The following is a 14,597-nucleotide window of genomic DNA, read 5'->3' on the forward strand; positions in this document are numbered from 1 at the left end:
GCCGCGCGCGCGACGAAAATACCGGGGAGAACGGCGCCAATCCAAAGCTGGCGCTTGCGGGCGCAAAATCCGCACCCTATAGCAGCGCCTTGAGATGACCGACGCTTCGTCCCTACCCCTCTACCCTCACCGCCATCTTTTGGGCATCAGCTACCTTTCGCCCGCCGCCATCGAGCTGTTGCTCGACAGGGCGGATCGCGCCGTTGCGATTTCGCGGCAGTCCGAGAAGAAAACCTCGACGCTGCGCGGCCGCACCCAGATCAACCTGTTCTACGAGGCTTCCACCCGCACTCAGTCTTCGTTCGAACTGGCCGGAAAGCGGCTTGGTGCCGACGTCATGAACATGTCGGTGGCAAGTTCCTCGGTGAAGAAGGGCGAGACGCTCATCGACACGGCGATGACGCTGAACGCCATGCGGCCCGACATATTGATCATCCGCCACCAATCGGCGGGCGCGGCCGCCCTTCTGGCCCAAAAGGTCGGCTGCTCCGTGGTCAATGCCGGCGACGGGGCGCACGAACACCCGACACAGGCGCTGCTCGACGCGCTGACCATCCGCCGCGCCAAGGGGCCGTTGTCGAAGCTGATCGTCGCGATCTGCGGTGACATCCTGCATTCACGCGTCGCGCGCTCCAACATCATGCTGCTCAACGCACTTGGCGCGCAGGTTCGGGTCGTCGCACCGTCGACACTGTTGCCAAGTGGTATCGAGAAAATGGGCGTCATCGTCACGCGGTCGATGGCCGAGGGCCTCAAGGGCGCCGACGTGGTGATGATGCTGCGCCTGCAGCGCGAGCGGATGGAAGGCGCCTTCGTGCCTTCGGTGCGCGAATATTTCCGCTATTTCGGCCTCGATGCCGAAAAGCTGAAGGCCGCCAAGGACGACGCAATGGTGATGCATCCCGGCCCGATGAACCGCGGCGTCGAGATCGCCTCGGAAATCGCCGACGGCCCGCAAAGCGTCATCCAGGAACAGGTGGAGATGGGCGTTGCCGTGCGTATGGCGGTGATGGAAGCGCTGCTCGATCCGCGTCGTAATCAAGAGGGCCGCGGCGCATGAGCACGACAGTCTTTGAACGCGCCCGCATTGTCGACCCCTCGCGCGGCATCGACGAAGTCGGCACTGTTGTCGTCGATGGCAGGAAAATCGTTGCCGCCGGCAAGGCGGCGCTGAACCAGGGCGCGCCCGAGGGCGCCACCGTTATCGACTGTGCCGGTAAGGCGATCATTCCCGGCCTGATCGATGGCCGCGTCTTTATCGGCGAGCCGGGCGGCGAGCATCGCGAAACCATCGCTTCAGCAAGTGTCGCCGCGGCGGCCGGCGGCGTCACCTCCGTCGTCATGATGCCGGACACCGATCCGGTGATCGACAATGTGGCGCTGGTCGAGTTCGTGCTGCGGACCGCCAAGGACACAGCGATCGTCAACGTCTTCCCGGCGGCGGCGATCACCAAGGGGCTCGATGGTCGCGAGATGACCGAGTTCGGCCTGCTGCGCGAGGCCGGCGCCGTCGCCTTCACCGATGGCCGCCACACTATAGCAAGCGCGCTGGTGATGCGCCGGGCGCTGACCTATGCGCGCGACTTCGGCGCCACCATCGTGCATGAAACGCAGGATGCCGACCTCGGTTCATCCGGCGTGATGAACGAAGGCCTGTACGCCAGCTGGCTCGGCCTCTCCGGCATTCCGCGTGAAGCCGAATCGATCCCGCTGGAGCGCGATCTGGCTTTGGCTCGTCTAACGCGCGGTTCCTACCACGCGGCAAAAATCTCGACGGCGATGGCGGCAAACGCCGTGACGCGCGCCAAAGCTGACGGCGCTGCCGTCACCTCGGGCGTGTCGATCCACAATCTGTCGCTCAATGAAAACGATGTCGGCGAGTACCGCACCTTCTTCCGCCTGACGCCGCCGCTGCGCGCCGAGGAAGATCGGCTGGCGATGATCGAGGCGGTCAGGGACGGCACGGTCGACATCATCGTCTCCTCGCACGATCCGCAGGATGTCGACACCAAGCGCCTGCCCTTCGCCGATGCCGCCGCCGGTGCCATCGGCCTCGAAACGCTTCTGGGCGCCGCCTTGCGGCTCTACCACAATGGCGATGTGCCCTTGCTACGCCTGGTCGAAACGCTCTCCACCGCGCCGGCAAAGCTGTTCGGCCTGCCCGGCGGCACACTGAAGCCAGGCGCTGTCGCCGATCTTGCCCTTGTCGATCTCGATGAACCCTGGATCGTCAGTGAAAGCGGCATTCGCTCGCGCTCGAAAAACACCTGCTTCGAAGGTGCCCGCCTGCAAGGCAAGGTCTTGCAAACGCTGGTGGCGGGCCGCACAGTGTTTTCAGCTTAACCCTGCCGGCCAGCAGCTCTACGGCACTCTGGTTTCGCAGTACTGTGAACTGTCATCCACTGCTTTACCCAAGAGCCTGTGCATGAGATCGCATCACCCTTCCTGGTTGCAGTCGATCTGGCATCGCTTGCGTCCCCCGCCGAAGTTCATCGTCCCGCAGAAGTTCAACCGGAATTCCCAGAAGGTGAGTTCCCTGATGCCGCCGGAGGATAGCGGTGCCTGGCTGCTGGAGAGGATGCGGCAGCAGATAGGATTGAAGACACTGGCAGCCAGCCGGCTCCTCGATTTCGGCTGCGGCGTCCGGTTCACCCAGGCCATCCTCGACCACAGGATTCCGATCCGCTCCTACACCGGTGTCGACTGCTTCGCGGAGATGATCGACTTCCTGCGCTCCACCGTGCGCGATCGCCGTTTCTCCTATGTGCTTCTGGACGCGCACCACCCGCTCTACAACCCGAAGGGGCGCCCACTCTCCAACGAGACGGAACTCCCGCTGCCTTTGCACGCCTTTGACATCGTCTCGCTATTTTCCGTGATCACCCACCAGAGCCCCGATGACGCCGTGTTCATCTTCACCCTGCTGCGCCGCCACACGGCGGCCCAGGGCCGCCTGCTTTTCACCTGCTTCCTGGATGCCGGGATCGCCGGGTTCGAGGACAGGAGCCCGGACAAGAACGGCGGCAGGTGCTTTTACAACCCCGACTTCCTTACCCGTCTGGTGGAAGACTGCGGCTGGCGAATCGTCCAAAGAGCGCCAGGCGATGGGCCCCTGATCGGCGACTCGTTCGTCTGCGCTTTGGCTTGAACGCATGCCAAGGCAATGACATAAGAAAATACGGGGGGAACAATGAATTACGGCATCATTCCAGCACTTGTGTTCGGCTATTTGCTCGGCTCGATACCGTTCGGGCTGCTGCTGACCCGCGCCGCCGGGCTTGGCGATGTGCGCAAGATCGGTTCCGGCAATATCGGCGCCACAAATGTGCTGCGCACCGGCAACAAGGGCCTCGCCGCCGCGACCTTGCTGCTCGATGCGCTGAAAGGCACGGCCGCCGTGCTGATCGCTGGCCATTTCGCGCCGGAAACAGCCGTCTGGGCCGGTCTCGGCGCCTTTCTCGGTCATCTCTTCCCGGTCTGGCTTGGCTTCAAGGGCGGCAAGGGTGTCGCCACCTATCTCGGCGTGCTGATCGGCCTTGCCTGGCAGGTGGCGCTGATCTTCGCCGTCGTCTGGCTGGTGATGGCGTTCCTGTTTCGGTTCTCATCGCTTGCGGCGTTGACCGCAGCAGTCGTCGTGCCGATCGCCCTGTATTTTATCAGCACGCCACAGATTGCCGTCCTGTTCGTGGTGATGAGCATTATCGTCTTCATCAAGCACAGGGCGAACATTTCGCGGCTGCTTGCCGGCACCGAGGGCAAGATCGGAGCCAAGGGGTGAGCGAGCACGCCACCGCGGTGAGCGAGCCGGCCGCCGGCCGCGCCTCAGCGACCGGCAGCGGCTGAGCTGGCTGCGGCTGATCCGCACCCAGAATGTCGGCCCCGCTTCCTTTCGCGACCTGATCAATCGCTTCGGGTCCGCCGAAGTGGCGTTGGAAATCCTGCCGGAACTGATGATTTCCGGTGGCGCCAGCCGGATCGCCCGCATTCCGTCAATCGCCGAAGCCGAAGCAGAGTTGGAGGCAGCCCGCCGGGTTGGCGCACGTTTTGTCGGCATCGGCGAGCCCGACTATCCCCAGTTGCTGAGAAGCATGGACAATCCGCCGCCGCTGCTGGCGGTCAAGGGCAATGCCGCTGTCTTCCGGTTGCCGGGCGTCGCCATTGTCGGCGCCCGCAACGCATCGCTGGCCGGGATCAAGATGGCACGCATGCTGGCGGCCGATCTTGGCGGCGACGGCTATGGCATAGTCTCCGGCCTGGCGCGCGGCATCGACACGGCGGCGCATCAAGGGAGTCTCTCGACCGGCACGATCGGAGTGCTGGCCGGAGGGCTCGACCTGCCCTACCCGCCTGAAAATGCCGGCCTGTGCTCGGAGATCGCCGAGCGCGGCGCTGTCATCTCGGAAATGCCATTCGGCTGGCAGCCGCGCGCCCAGGATTTTCCACGCCGCAACCGTCTTGTCGCGGGCGCTGCTCTTGGGCTGGTGGTGGTCGAGGCAGCGCAGCGTTCGGGCTCGCTGATCAGCGCCAGGCTTGCCGGCGAAATGGGCCGGCTGGTCTTTGCCGTGCCAGGCTCGCCGCTGGACCCACGCGCGGCCGGCACCAACGGCCTGCTCAAGGACGGCGCCACGCTGGTCACCGAGGCGTCGGACATTTCCAGGGCGATCGCGCCGCTGACCGGCATGCGGGCGCCTGATGTGCCGCCATTCGACGACCCGCCGGATTTCTCGGCCACGCCGCCGCCGGGCGAGAGCGACCGCGCCAAGGTCATCGAGGCGCTCGGTCCGACGCCGGTGCCGGTCGACGAGATAATCCGCCACACCGCCCTGCATCCGGCCCAGGTCTTCATGGTGCTTTTGGAACTCGACCTCGCCGGCCGGCTCGAGCGCCATGCCGGCGGCAATGTTTCGCTGGTTTTCGGGGAAGGCTAGCCGCAGCCGTCAATGGCGTTTGGGTTCCTTCTCCCCGGTCTCGGCGTAGTCCGGCGTGTTGGCTCCAAACAAATCCTTCTCGACAGCCTTGCGCCAGACCGCATCGGCGTCTTCGGGACGCAACGGCTCAACTGCCGTCCTGGCATCACCGCTGTGCGGCTCGGATCGCCGCCGAAGCCAGGCGGGCATGATTTCCCCGATGAGGCTGGTCAGTTGGGTCATTGCAAACTCCTTCCATGCAGGTGAACCGGGAGCGGTTTAGAGGCAAAACCGGTTCATTTGGCCGTTGCGGCCAGCGTCGCCGCTTTCACAGTCTCCCGTCTGCTCATCTCGTCCAGCCAGGCCAGGGCCGCATCCACGCCGGCCAGCGCAAAAGGTGCCACGGTCGGCCCGTGCGGCTTTATGCGGACCGAGATGCCGTCCAATTCGTTGACGGTCTCGAAGCCGTTCTCGTCAGATGTATCGTCACCAAGGAACACCGGGCGGCGTCCCCTGAAAGCCGGAGTTTGCATGAAGCGTCGGATCGCTGCTCCCTTGGCCGCTTCCAGTGGCATCAGCTCCACACCGGCATTTCCGGCCAAGACCCGATATCCCCTGGGTAATTTGTCCAGTGCCTGTTCGACCAGCTCCGTCGCACGCTGCAGCAAATGCGGGGCCGCGCGTGTATGAATGGCCAGGATCGGTCCCTTGCGTTCGATGTAGACATCCGCATTGTCCAGTTCCGTCGCGATTTCGTTGGCAAGTGCGGCGATGTCCGCCGGTTCGACGGCCGCTTCGACCGGACCATCGCGTGCCAGCCTGTGCTCGAGGCCATAGAGCCCCGCGGCGCGCAATCTGAGGGGTTGGAAGAGATGGTCGACGGCGGCGATCGACCGTCCCGTGATGAACGCCAGCGCCCCATCCAATTGCGCTTCGAGCCGTGTCAACAGCATGCGCAACTCATCACTGACGACCACCGCATCGGGATGTGCGGCATGTTCGAGAAGCGTGCCATCGATATCGAGGAACAGGCTCCATGGCCCTTGCGGGACAACGGGTTCCGGCGGGTTTGGTAATATCGACATCACAGCGCCGCCACCCGTCTGCGATCAAGCAGCGATATCACATTGGCTGGGGCCGCTGGGGCAGCACCCACGGCACGATCGACTGCATCACGCTTGCGCAAGCGCGCAGCATCGAGAAGCATGCTGCCCGCCCACCGATAGACATTGTTTTCGCGCACGATCTCGCGCATGCGTCGCATGCGCTGGCGTTGCTCCTCCTCGGACATGGTCAAGGCCTGCAGCAAGGCGTCGCCCATCATCGCCGCGTCATAGGGATTGACGATCAGGGCTTCCAGCAGCTCCTTCGAGGCGCCGGCGAACATGCTGAGCAGCAGCACACCCTGTTCATCCTCGCGCGCCGCGACAAATTCCTTGGCAACCAGGTTCATGCCGTCATGCAGGCTGGTGACCATGCAAACGTCGGCGGCACGGTAGATTTCGTAGACCTGCTGCTGCGAGTGATGCTCCGTCACCATCAGGACGGGGGTGTAGCCTTCGCGACCATAGCGCTGATTGATATCCTCGGCATGGCTCAGGCACTCCTCGTACAATTGTTGATAGGCAGGCAGAGTGCCGCGGCTGGGCGCCGCGATCTGCAGGAACGCCACCTTGCCGATCCATTCCGGATGCAGCGTCAGCAGTTCATCGAGTGCGTTGAAGCGATCAAGGATGCCCTTGGTGTAGTCGAGACGCTCAACGCCCACGCACAGTTTGACATGTTCCGCCAGACCGAATTTCTCGCGAACCTGCCGACGGCATTGGGCGACATCTGGCAGTTTGTCCAGGTGCGGCGGCGACCACTCGATTGAAATCGGATAGGCGTGCACCAAGCTGATCTCGCCGCCATAGGAAATGGCCGAATCCTCGCGCTCGATCCGGCTTTCCAGGAAACGGTCGACGCTGTCGATGAAGTTGTTGCAATGGAACTGGGTATGAAAGCCGACTATTGAACTGCCGAGCAGGCCGTCGAGAATCTTCTCGCGCCACGGGCAGATACTGAACACTTCCGAATTCGGCCAGGGAATGTGCCAGAAGGTGATGATGATCGCCTCGGGCAGGCGCTCCCGGATCATCCGCGGCAACAGCGCGAAATGGTAATCCTGGACCAGCACGATCGGCCGCTTATTGCGGGCTTCCGCGACGACGGTGTCGGCGAATTTACGGTTGACCGCCTCATAGGCTTCCCAATCGGAGGCGCGGAATATCGGCCGGGTGAAGGCGATATGGCAAAGCGGCCACAGACCTTCATTGGCAAAGCCGAGGTAATAGCCTTGCTGTTCCTCCTCGCTCAGCCAGACACGGCGCAGTGTGTAGAAAGGATTGTCAGGCGGCACCTCGATCCGGTCGTTCTTGTCGACCACCAGCTTGTCGGCCGAACCACCGCCATAGGCGATCCACGTGCCCGCACAGGCGCGCGTGATCGGCTCCAGGGCGGAGACGAGCCCACTGGCGGGTACGACCAGCTGGATGTCATCGCCCTCGCGGTTGTGGATATACGGCTCACGATTTGAAACGACGATCACCTGGGCATCAGGCAATTCCGTTGCCAGGATATGACGCAGCGTTTCAGGCGACCACTGCACCAGCGCGGCAACGGCCGACTGCCCATTCTTCTCGAATTCCGGCAATGGGCTGTGAGCAGGGCTGGCCCCCACGACGGCAATCCGTGCGCCTCTGCGCGCCCGCACCATCATCGTCACCAGCGCGATGACCAGGACGCCGACGGCTGCAAGGGTGAAGAGCCATAATGCGAATGAAGGAACAACCAGATACGAACTGTCGTCGGGCATTGAAACCGATTACCTTTCAATGGGATACCGTAACCACTTCCTTTGGCTGGGAGTTTCGGCGCCCATGGTGGTGATCCAACGCCCGTGGCGCGAGATGGTTCCGATTTTTCAGCTCCTGACCACCAGAGGCACCAGCCCCTCTTGCGGTTCCGCAAGGAAGGCGCCGACACGATCTCCGACACGCTGGAATGTCAGATCCACCGCCGCCTGCCCAACCGAAAGATGGCGAATGACGAGGCTGTCGATGCCGATCGGCAGGCGCGGCCGGGTCACATGGATCTCGCCTGTCCAGCCATCGATCTGAAGGCCGAGGCACGATTGCATGAGCATGAAGGCCGAGCCGGCGGACCAGGCTTGCGGCAGGCAGGCCACCGGATAGGCAATCGGTGCCTCGCCGGCCGCGCGCGTAAAGCCGCAAAACAGTTCGGGCAGCCGCATGTTGAAATGAACGGCGGATTCGAAGGTCCCGCTCATCAGCCGCACCACGCTGTCGCGGATGCCGTATCGCGCCAGTCCGGCCGCGCAGATGGCGGTGTCGTGCGGCCAGATGGACCCGTTGTGATAGGACATCGGATTGAAGAAGATCGCGTCGTCCGCCAGCGTCCGCAGTCCCCAGCCGGAATGGAACGAGGCCGACAGCAGCTGGTCGGCGACCATGCGCGCGCGATCCGGGCTGGGCAGGCCGACATAAAGCAGGTGGCCGGCATTGGACGTGCGCACCTTGCAGGGCTGGCCCTCACCGTCTAGCGCCAGCGCATAGTAGCCGAGGTCTTCGATCCAGAAATGACGTTCGACTTGCTGGCGAATGGTGTCGGCGCGTATTTCCCAAGTCTCCGCCCGCTCCGTTTCGCCACGCAGCCGTGCCAGTTTCGCCAACCCTTGGAACGCCGCGAAGACGTAGCCCTGCACCTCGACCAGCGCGATCGGTCCCTTCGGAATGCGGCCATCGGCGTGAAAGACGGAATCGAAACTATCTTTCCATCCCTGGTTGGCAAGGCCGGATTCTGCCGCGCGCTGGTAAGTGAGGAATCCCGTCGAGCGGCTCGCCGTTTCGATCCACTCGGCCGCGGCGCACAGCGATGGCCACAGAGTATCGATGAAGGCCGTGTCGCCCGTGCGGTCCGCATAGGCGCAGGCAAGATGAATATAGAGCGGCGTCGTGTCGACACCGCCATAATAGCGCCCGAACGGCAGTTCGCTCAGCGCCACCATCTCGCCCTTGCGGGTCTCGTGCATGATCTTGCCGGGTTCGGAATCGCTGAAAGGCGAGGTCTCGGTCGCCTGGTGCTGGGCGAGAAACGCCAGGACGCCGCGCGCCAAGCCAGGATTGAGCCAAAGCATCTGCAAGGCCGAGATCACGCCATCCCGGCCGAAGGCGGTGGAGAACCACGGTATACCGGCATAGGGATAGGGCCCGGTCGGCAGTTCCGTCGTGAGCAGCGCGACATCAGCGCGAGCCCGCGCCATCCAGTCGTTGAAAACGCGGCCCGAACTGTGCAGCGTCGCACCATGCCGGCGTTTGGCGCGCATGCCGAAACGGGCACGGGCAGCGGCCGCGCGAAACCGGTCGCTTTCGGGACGATCATCCGTCTCGTTGCCCACTTCCACGTAAAGCGTCTGGCTGCTGCGCTTGGTGACGGCGATGACGAAATCGGCCCGCTCGGAGGTCAGTTGGTCGGGCGTCTGCGAAAAAGAAATCGCCGATGTCCGCACCACCTTGTCCAGGCCTTCGTAGCGGAGCACCACCGCGTTCCCTGCAATCTCCGCCGTATGGGCGGTTCCACGCTTCGAGCGGGTCGAGCCCCGGACCTCGAACATGTCGCGGAAATCGGCGGCAAAACGCAGCGACAGCAGGATCGTCGAATGCTCCTGGCTGTAGTTGGACAGCGTTATGCGCTCATACAGCCTTTCCTCCCACAGCAGCCTGACGCGCTCGATATGGACAGCGCCTTGCGGAATCTGACGACCCGCGGCGCTCTCGATCGGCAGATTGGTCAGATTGGTGGTGAACAGGACATTGTCCTGACTGAGCGACGCGCCGAGCAACGACGTCGACCGCCCGCCGACGGTGAGGCGAAATTCGGAAAGCACGCGCGTGTCGTCGCGAAAAAACCCGTCCCCGACGCCGCGTACATCGCCATAGGCGTCGGCGACGACAAAGCAGTCGCCATGCTTGAGAGCGAACAGCCTGTGCGGCTCCCTGGGCGCGGTTTCGTCCAGGGAAGCCAGGGCTATGGCAGGATCAAGCTTGCGCTCGTCGAGTTGGGTGATGGTCAAGAAAATTGTCCCGTGCTGGTTTTTCGAACGGGTGAAGGCCTAAGAGGCTCTGCTTTGCTCATGACTGCTGATCAGCCGGGAATAGGCCGCGACATAGTCCGTGGCCATTCTGTCGGCTGAAAACCGCCTTTCGAACACCGCTCTTACGCGCCGCCTGTCGAGCTGCAGGAGCGCCGGCATGGTGGCAACGGCATCTTCGATGGTTTCGACGACGAAGCCGGTAGCGCCATGATCGATGATCTCCGGCATGGCGCCGCAACTCCAGGCCATGACCGGGGTTCCGCAGGCCATGGCCTCGATCACGGCAAGGCCGAAGGGTTCGGGCCAATCGATCGGGAACAGCAAGGCGGCTGCATTGCCGAGAAACCCGCTCTTCTGGTCCTCGCTGATCTCGCCAACATATTCGACCCGGTCGCCATCGATCATCGGCTGAACGACTTCCTCGAAATAGGCGCGATCGCCGTCGCCGACCTTGGCCGCGAGCTTGAGTTTAAGCCCGGTACGTCGCGCGATTTCGATCGCCCGATCCGGTCGCTTGTCGCGCGACATCCTGCCGAGAAAAGCAAGATAGCCGCCATCCGAACCGGCCTCGAAATCGGGTTCGTAGAGATCGACGGGCAGGCCGTGGTGAATCGTTGCCAGCCAGTTGGCGGCAGCGAACCGTGCCCGCTGGCTGCGCGATATGGAAATCATCGGGAAGCGCGGGAACCGGTCATAGGCTTGCGCGAGGTCCGCGTAGTCCAGCCTGCCATGCGGCGTCGTCACCGTGCGCTGCGGCATGTCGCGGAAAAACGGAAAATGCAGGAAATGACTGAGGTGGAAGTGAATGACGTCGAAATCGTCGGCGCGTTTCCTCACCTCGTCGAGCATCGACAGATGCGCCGCGATTTCGGATTTCAGCGGGCGTGTATCGAGACGAAGCGCCCGCTCGCGGCATGGCACGAGCATGGCGGAGGTTTTCGTGTCGCCGCTGGCGAACAGCGTCACGTCGTGGCCAAGGTCGACGAGCGCCTCGGTAAGATAGGCAATGATGCGCTCGGTGCCGCCATAGAGCCTTGGCGGCACGGACTCGTACAGTGGCGCGACATGGGCGATCTTCATGGCCCGGCCTTCCCTCAATGAGCTGGTGATAAAAGCGAAATGCTTCAGTCGCAGGATCGTTCCTGCCTCTTTGGAAGATGCGCCGAATGATCGGGAGTGTTTGATGTTCGATCGAGCCGCCCTATTTCCTTTTGGCTGCCGAATTTGCACTCAGCTCAAGGAGGCCTAGGTGCAGGAACCCAGGGATATTGCAGCGCGACGCCTGAGCATGATCATCGAACAATATGTCGGGGCCAGAAAACGGCGTTATGACTTTGTGTCGACGGATCAGGCCGCCAGGGTGATCCGCAGGATCCTGAAACCCGCGGACCCCGCTCTCTCCGACCGCAAGCTCGACGATATGGTCGCCGCCCTCGCCGTCAAGAATGGCCTGGCGGTCGTCTTCGATCGCGGCGTCAAATCACCGACCGAGGGCACCGAGGCCGACCTGAACAGAAAGGAACCGACCATGCGAGCAGCAACGGAGACTCCCGATGTTGCCGGTGCGGTGGACGCCATTCTGGGCACCCAGACCGCCCCGCTTTCCCAAATCACTCCGCTTTCAATGAGCGCGGTGATCTCGCTGCTGCGCGAACGGACCGGCACCAAGCGGTCTGACGCGGATCTGGAAGGCCTGATCGCCAAGAAGGCCGCCGTTCTGGACGTGCATCTGTCGCGAGGGAACTAAACGGCCGCTGCGCGTGGCAAAGGCTGGGGGACTTTCAGCTTTTCGCTTGGGCAACGATTCGCTCAAAGGAAAAGCCCGCCACGGGAGCGACCCGCGGCGGGCTTTCGAAGTGGCTACATCCCGAAGGAATCGACCGCTGTGGTGGTATAGTGCACCGCGTGATCGCGTCAGCCTATGGTGTGATCGCGGAAGTCTAGCGGGCAGCGCAAGCACTACAGCAGCCAGTGAGGCAAGTGCCCTTGCCGACCAAATGTCGCTTTGCCTGTAGCCCAAGCGCGATGGCACTGGCTGAGCGGGCTTCTCGACGGCCTTGTCGAGCAGTCGGCGCGCCGCTCGACCTCTTACGACCGTCCGGCCAATCTCTTCGTCGCCTGCTTCATCGGCTCGCCCGCCATGAACTTCATTCGCCGCCGCATCGAGGGCATTTCCGCAGCACCAGCGGACTGACCCTGCCGCTGCCAGAAGGGATTCATCCAGCGCATGCTTCAGGGGGTGACCTCGTCTACGGCATCCGCCCCGAACATATCCGTTCGACCGCCCAGGGCATCCCCGCAAAGGTCACGCTGCTAGAGGCGACGGGGTCGGAAATCTTCGCCAAGGTCGATTGCGGCCACGAGGAAATCTCCTTCCTTTTACCAGAGCGGCTTGCGCCGAAGCAAGGCGAGCAAGTGCGCATCGAGATCGACCGCGCCTGCGCTCACCTGTTCGACGCCACAACCGGCCGACGGTTGTAGAGATTGCACCGGCTTGAAGTGGACCCGGAGTTCCTGCCTGTTCATGCCGAAGGCGCACCAAAGCAATGTCGAAAGGGTCTCATCATCGATGGGTTTGTCGGCGAAGAGCCGTGTCGACTGCCTGAGTGAAAGCGCCTCGACCAATGACATTCCTCCATTCTTGGCGGCGTCCGGCAGGCTGGAAGACGTGTCGGCTAGTGCAATCCGGTTGGGGAGAGCTGCCACCATGGCCGCAACTGACAGAAAAACTCGTCTCGCAGCTCCGATCAGGTCGTGGATCAAACCGCTGTCGATACGCTATCCGTTGACGGGCAGGCTTTCTCGCGTCCTTTTTGCCCTGAACCAATTTGCCGGCCTTCCACCTTATGCGTCCTTGTTCTCGAGCGCCCTACGCATGCGCCTGATAACCGCTGCGCGGCCCCTCTCGTCGGCCGCGGCGCTCACCGCCTCATTAATGTCCAGGAGGAGTTTTGAAAGATCGTTGTGCCAGTCAAGACGAGCGATCTTTTCCGGTCTCAGGCGGCGCGGCTCATTGAGTTCGACAGGCACACTGCCGCCCGGTGTCAATCGGAAGGCGTCATCCAGCCCTGGCATGAGAATCCTGTCGCCAGGGATCAGCCCTCGGAGCCGTTGGCTGAGGCCGCCGAGCCCCTCTTCCTCCCCATGCGTCAGGAAGACCCCTTGCCGCACCGGACGTCTTGCTTCGACCCAGGCGACCAGCTCACCCGCGTCGGCGTGTCCGGAATACAGGTCGAACTGACTGATGCGTGCCTTGACCTCGACTTCCTCACCTTGGATGCGCACACGCCGCGCGCCATCAAGCAGGATCCTCCCAAGCGAGCCCTGAGCCTGATATCCGGCCATCATCACTGTCGCGTTCCGGCGCCAGAGATTGGCCTTCAGATGATGGCGGATACGCCCCGCATCGCACATGCCGCTGGCGGCGATCACCACGAAGAATCCTGTCAGGCGATTGATCGCCTTGCTCTGCTCCACCGTCTCGGTGAAGCGCAGCTCTTTGGATTTGAGGGCCTCACGCAGCACGTTAGCCTGTTCGATCTCATCGGCATGCCGTTCGAAAATAGCGCTCGCGCGTGTCGCCAGCGGTGAGTCGACGAAGACCGGAGCTGTCGGCACCTCCCCCACTTGCATGAGCAAATAAAGATCGACCAACAGTTCTTGCGTCCTCTCGACTGCGAAGGACGGAATGATGAGGGGGCCGCCGGCCTCGGCGGCGCCGCGCACGATATCACCGAGCTGGGATCGCCGCTGTTGGGGCGAAACGTCCGGCCGGTCGCGGTCGCCATAGGTCGATTCGCAGATCAGATAGTCAACGCCTGCCGGGCCCTCGGGATCGGTCTGAAGCAGCTTATGGCCAGGCCCAACGTCGCCCGAGAACATGATGCGCAACGGCGCATCATGCCGGTCGATCTCAAGCTCGACTGATGCCGAACCAAGCAGATGACCTGCATTCCAGAAGCGTGCGCGAAGGCCTTGAGCAACCTCGGTCCATTCGCCGTATTCCAGGGCTCGGAACAAGGCCATGCACGCGGCGGCATCCTTCTGAATGTAGATCGGCTCGACCGGTGGGCGCCCGCGCCGCGCATTGCGTCGATTCAGCTGCTCGACCTCCATTTCCTGGATATGCGCCGCGTCGGGCAGCATGACCGAGCAAAGATCGATGGTGGCGCGGGTCGTGTGGATCGGGCCGGAAAAGCCCTGTTTGACCAGTTTCGGCAGAAGGCCGCTGTGATCGATATGCGCGTGTGTCAGAATGACGGCATCAATCGCTTCAGGTGGAAACGGGAATGCCCCATAGTTTAATTCCCGCTCGGACTTCGACCCCTGGAACAGGCCACAGTCGATGAGGATACGCGAATACGGCGTCTCGATCTCATAACAAGAGCCGGTGACGCCATGAGCCGCGCCGTGGAAACGCAGGATAGGATCCGTGTCGCGAGCGCCGCTCATGTCCACTTCCTGATGCAACAACAGGACGATGCCGCAAACTTCATCAGATTTCGCCTCCGGTGCTGCTCCAGGTGACCGGCCGCCGG

General features: G+C 62.8%; 15 protein-coding genes. 8 read left to right on the plus strand and 7 right to left on the minus strand.

What is annotated here, in order from left to right; translation table 11 throughout:
- The first annotated feature begins 94 nt into the window (after nucleotides 1–94).
- From AC04SF_RS19150 to dprA, 5 genes are all read left to right on the plus strand, one after another.
- Nucleotides 95–1,060 (plus strand): aspartate carbamoyltransferase catalytic subunit, encoded by a 966-nt coding sequence (locus AC04SF_RS19150; protein WP_488479094.1) that lies wholly within the window; start codon nucleotides 95–97, stop codon nucleotides 1,058–1,060.
- Nucleotides 1,057–2,343, plus strand: coding sequence for a dihydroorotase (locus AC04SF_RS19155; RefSeq protein ID WP_488479095.1), 1,287 nt, complete (start codon nucleotides 1,057–1,059; stop codon nucleotides 2,341–2,343). The genes AC04SF_RS19150 and AC04SF_RS19155 overlap by 4 nt, the downstream gene beginning before the upstream one ends.
- An 82-nt stretch (nucleotides 2,344–2,425) precedes the next feature.
- A complete protein-coding gene (locus tag AC04SF_RS19160; RefSeq protein ID WP_488479096.1) occupies nucleotides 2,426–3,148 on the plus strand; it encodes a class I SAM-dependent methyltransferase in 723 nt (240 codons plus the stop codon).
- A 42-nt stretch (nucleotides 3,149–3,190) separates the two neighbouring features.
- Nucleotides 3,191–3,778: a glycerol-3-phosphate 1-O-acyltransferase PlsY gene (gene plsY, locus AC04SF_RS19165; protein WP_488479097.1), complete on the plus strand. Its 588-nt coding sequence runs from the start codon at nucleotides 3,191–3,193 to the stop codon at nucleotides 3,776–3,778.
- A gap of 61 nt (nucleotides 3,779–3,839) precedes the next feature.
- Nucleotides 3,840–4,928, plus strand: a complete 1,089-nt coding sequence (dprA, locus tag AC04SF_RS19170; RefSeq protein ID WP_488479185.1) for a DNA-processing protein DprA — start codon at nucleotides 3,840–3,842, stop codon at nucleotides 4,926–4,928.
- 9 nt (nucleotides 4,929–4,937) lie between these two features.
- Here the strand turns inward: dprA and AC04SF_RS19175 are convergent, their stop codons facing one another.
- The 5 genes from AC04SF_RS19175 to AC04SF_RS19195 form a co-directional block, all read right to left on the minus strand.
- A complete protein-coding gene (locus AC04SF_RS19175; RefSeq protein WP_488479098.1) occupies nucleotides 4,938–5,150 on the minus strand; it encodes a hypothetical protein in 213 nt (70 codons plus the stop codon).
- Between the two features lie 53 nt (nucleotides 5,151–5,203).
- On the minus strand, nucleotides 5,204–5,992 hold the full coding sequence (gene otsB / locus AC04SF_RS19180; protein ID WP_488479099.1) for a trehalose-phosphatase: 789 nt from the start codon (nucleotides 5,990–5,992) through the stop codon (nucleotides 5,204–5,206).
- Nucleotides 5,992–7,761: an alpha,alpha-trehalose-phosphate synthase (UDP-forming) gene (locus AC04SF_RS19185; protein ID WP_488479100.1), complete on the minus strand. Its 1,770-nt coding sequence runs from the start codon at nucleotides 7,759–7,761 to the stop codon at nucleotides 5,992–5,994. The genes otsB and AC04SF_RS19185 overlap by 1 nt, the downstream gene beginning before the upstream one ends.
- A gap of 108 nt (nucleotides 7,762–7,869) precedes the next feature.
- Nucleotides 7,870–10,032 (minus strand): amylo-alpha-1,6-glucosidase, encoded by a 2,163-nt coding sequence (locus tag AC04SF_RS19190; RefSeq protein ID WP_488479186.1) that lies wholly within the window; start codon nucleotides 10,030–10,032, stop codon nucleotides 7,870–7,872.
- A gap of 45 nt (nucleotides 10,033–10,077) precedes the next feature.
- A complete protein-coding gene (locus AC04SF_RS19195) occupies nucleotides 10,078–11,139 on the minus strand; it encodes a glycosyltransferase family 4 protein (protein ID WP_488479101.1) in 1,062 nt (353 codons plus the stop codon).
- 169 nt (nucleotides 11,140–11,308) lie between these two features.
- Here AC04SF_RS19195 and AC04SF_RS19200 point away from each other — a divergent pair, with 169 nt between their 5' ends.
- The 3 genes from AC04SF_RS19200 (at nucleotide 11,309) to AC04SF_RS19210 (ending at nucleotide 12,540) form a co-directional block, all read left to right on the plus strand.
- Nucleotides 11,309–11,806 (plus strand): hypothetical protein, encoded by a 498-nt coding sequence (locus tag AC04SF_RS19200; protein ID WP_488479102.1) that lies wholly within the window; start codon nucleotides 11,309–11,311, stop codon nucleotides 11,804–11,806.
- A 258-nt stretch (nucleotides 11,807–12,064) separates the two neighbouring features.
- Nucleotides 12,065–12,253 carry a hypothetical protein gene (locus AC04SF_RS19205; RefSeq protein WP_488479190.1) on the plus strand — a complete coding sequence of 63 codons (189 nt, stop codon included), beginning with the start codon at nucleotides 12,065–12,067 and terminating at the stop codon, nucleotides 12,251–12,253.
- Nucleotides 12,254–12,330: 77 nt separating this feature from the next.
- Nucleotides 12,331–12,540: a TOBE domain-containing protein gene (locus AC04SF_RS19210; protein WP_488479187.1), complete on the plus strand. Its 210-nt coding sequence runs from the start codon at nucleotides 12,331–12,333 to the stop codon at nucleotides 12,538–12,540.
- On the opposite strand, the gene AC04SF_RS19215 is transcribed toward AC04SF_RS19210, so the two are convergent.
- Both AC04SF_RS19215 and AC04SF_RS19220 read right to left on the minus strand, forming a co-directional pair.
- Nucleotides 12,439–12,822 (minus strand): hypothetical protein, encoded by a 384-nt coding sequence (locus AC04SF_RS19215; protein WP_488479191.1) that lies wholly within the window; start codon nucleotides 12,820–12,822, stop codon nucleotides 12,439–12,441. The genes AC04SF_RS19210 and AC04SF_RS19215 overlap by 102 nt on opposite strands.
- A gap of 81 nt (nucleotides 12,823–12,903) precedes the next feature.
- Entirely contained in the window at nucleotides 12,904–14,511 is a 1,608-nt protein-coding gene (locus tag AC04SF_RS19220) for an MBL fold metallo-hydrolase RNA specificity domain-containing protein (protein WP_488479103.1), read from the minus strand.
- Nucleotides 14,512–14,597: the final 86 nt, after the last annotated feature.

The sequence above is a fragment of the Mesorhizobium sp. CNPSo 4671 genome, from assembly GCF_057784245.1.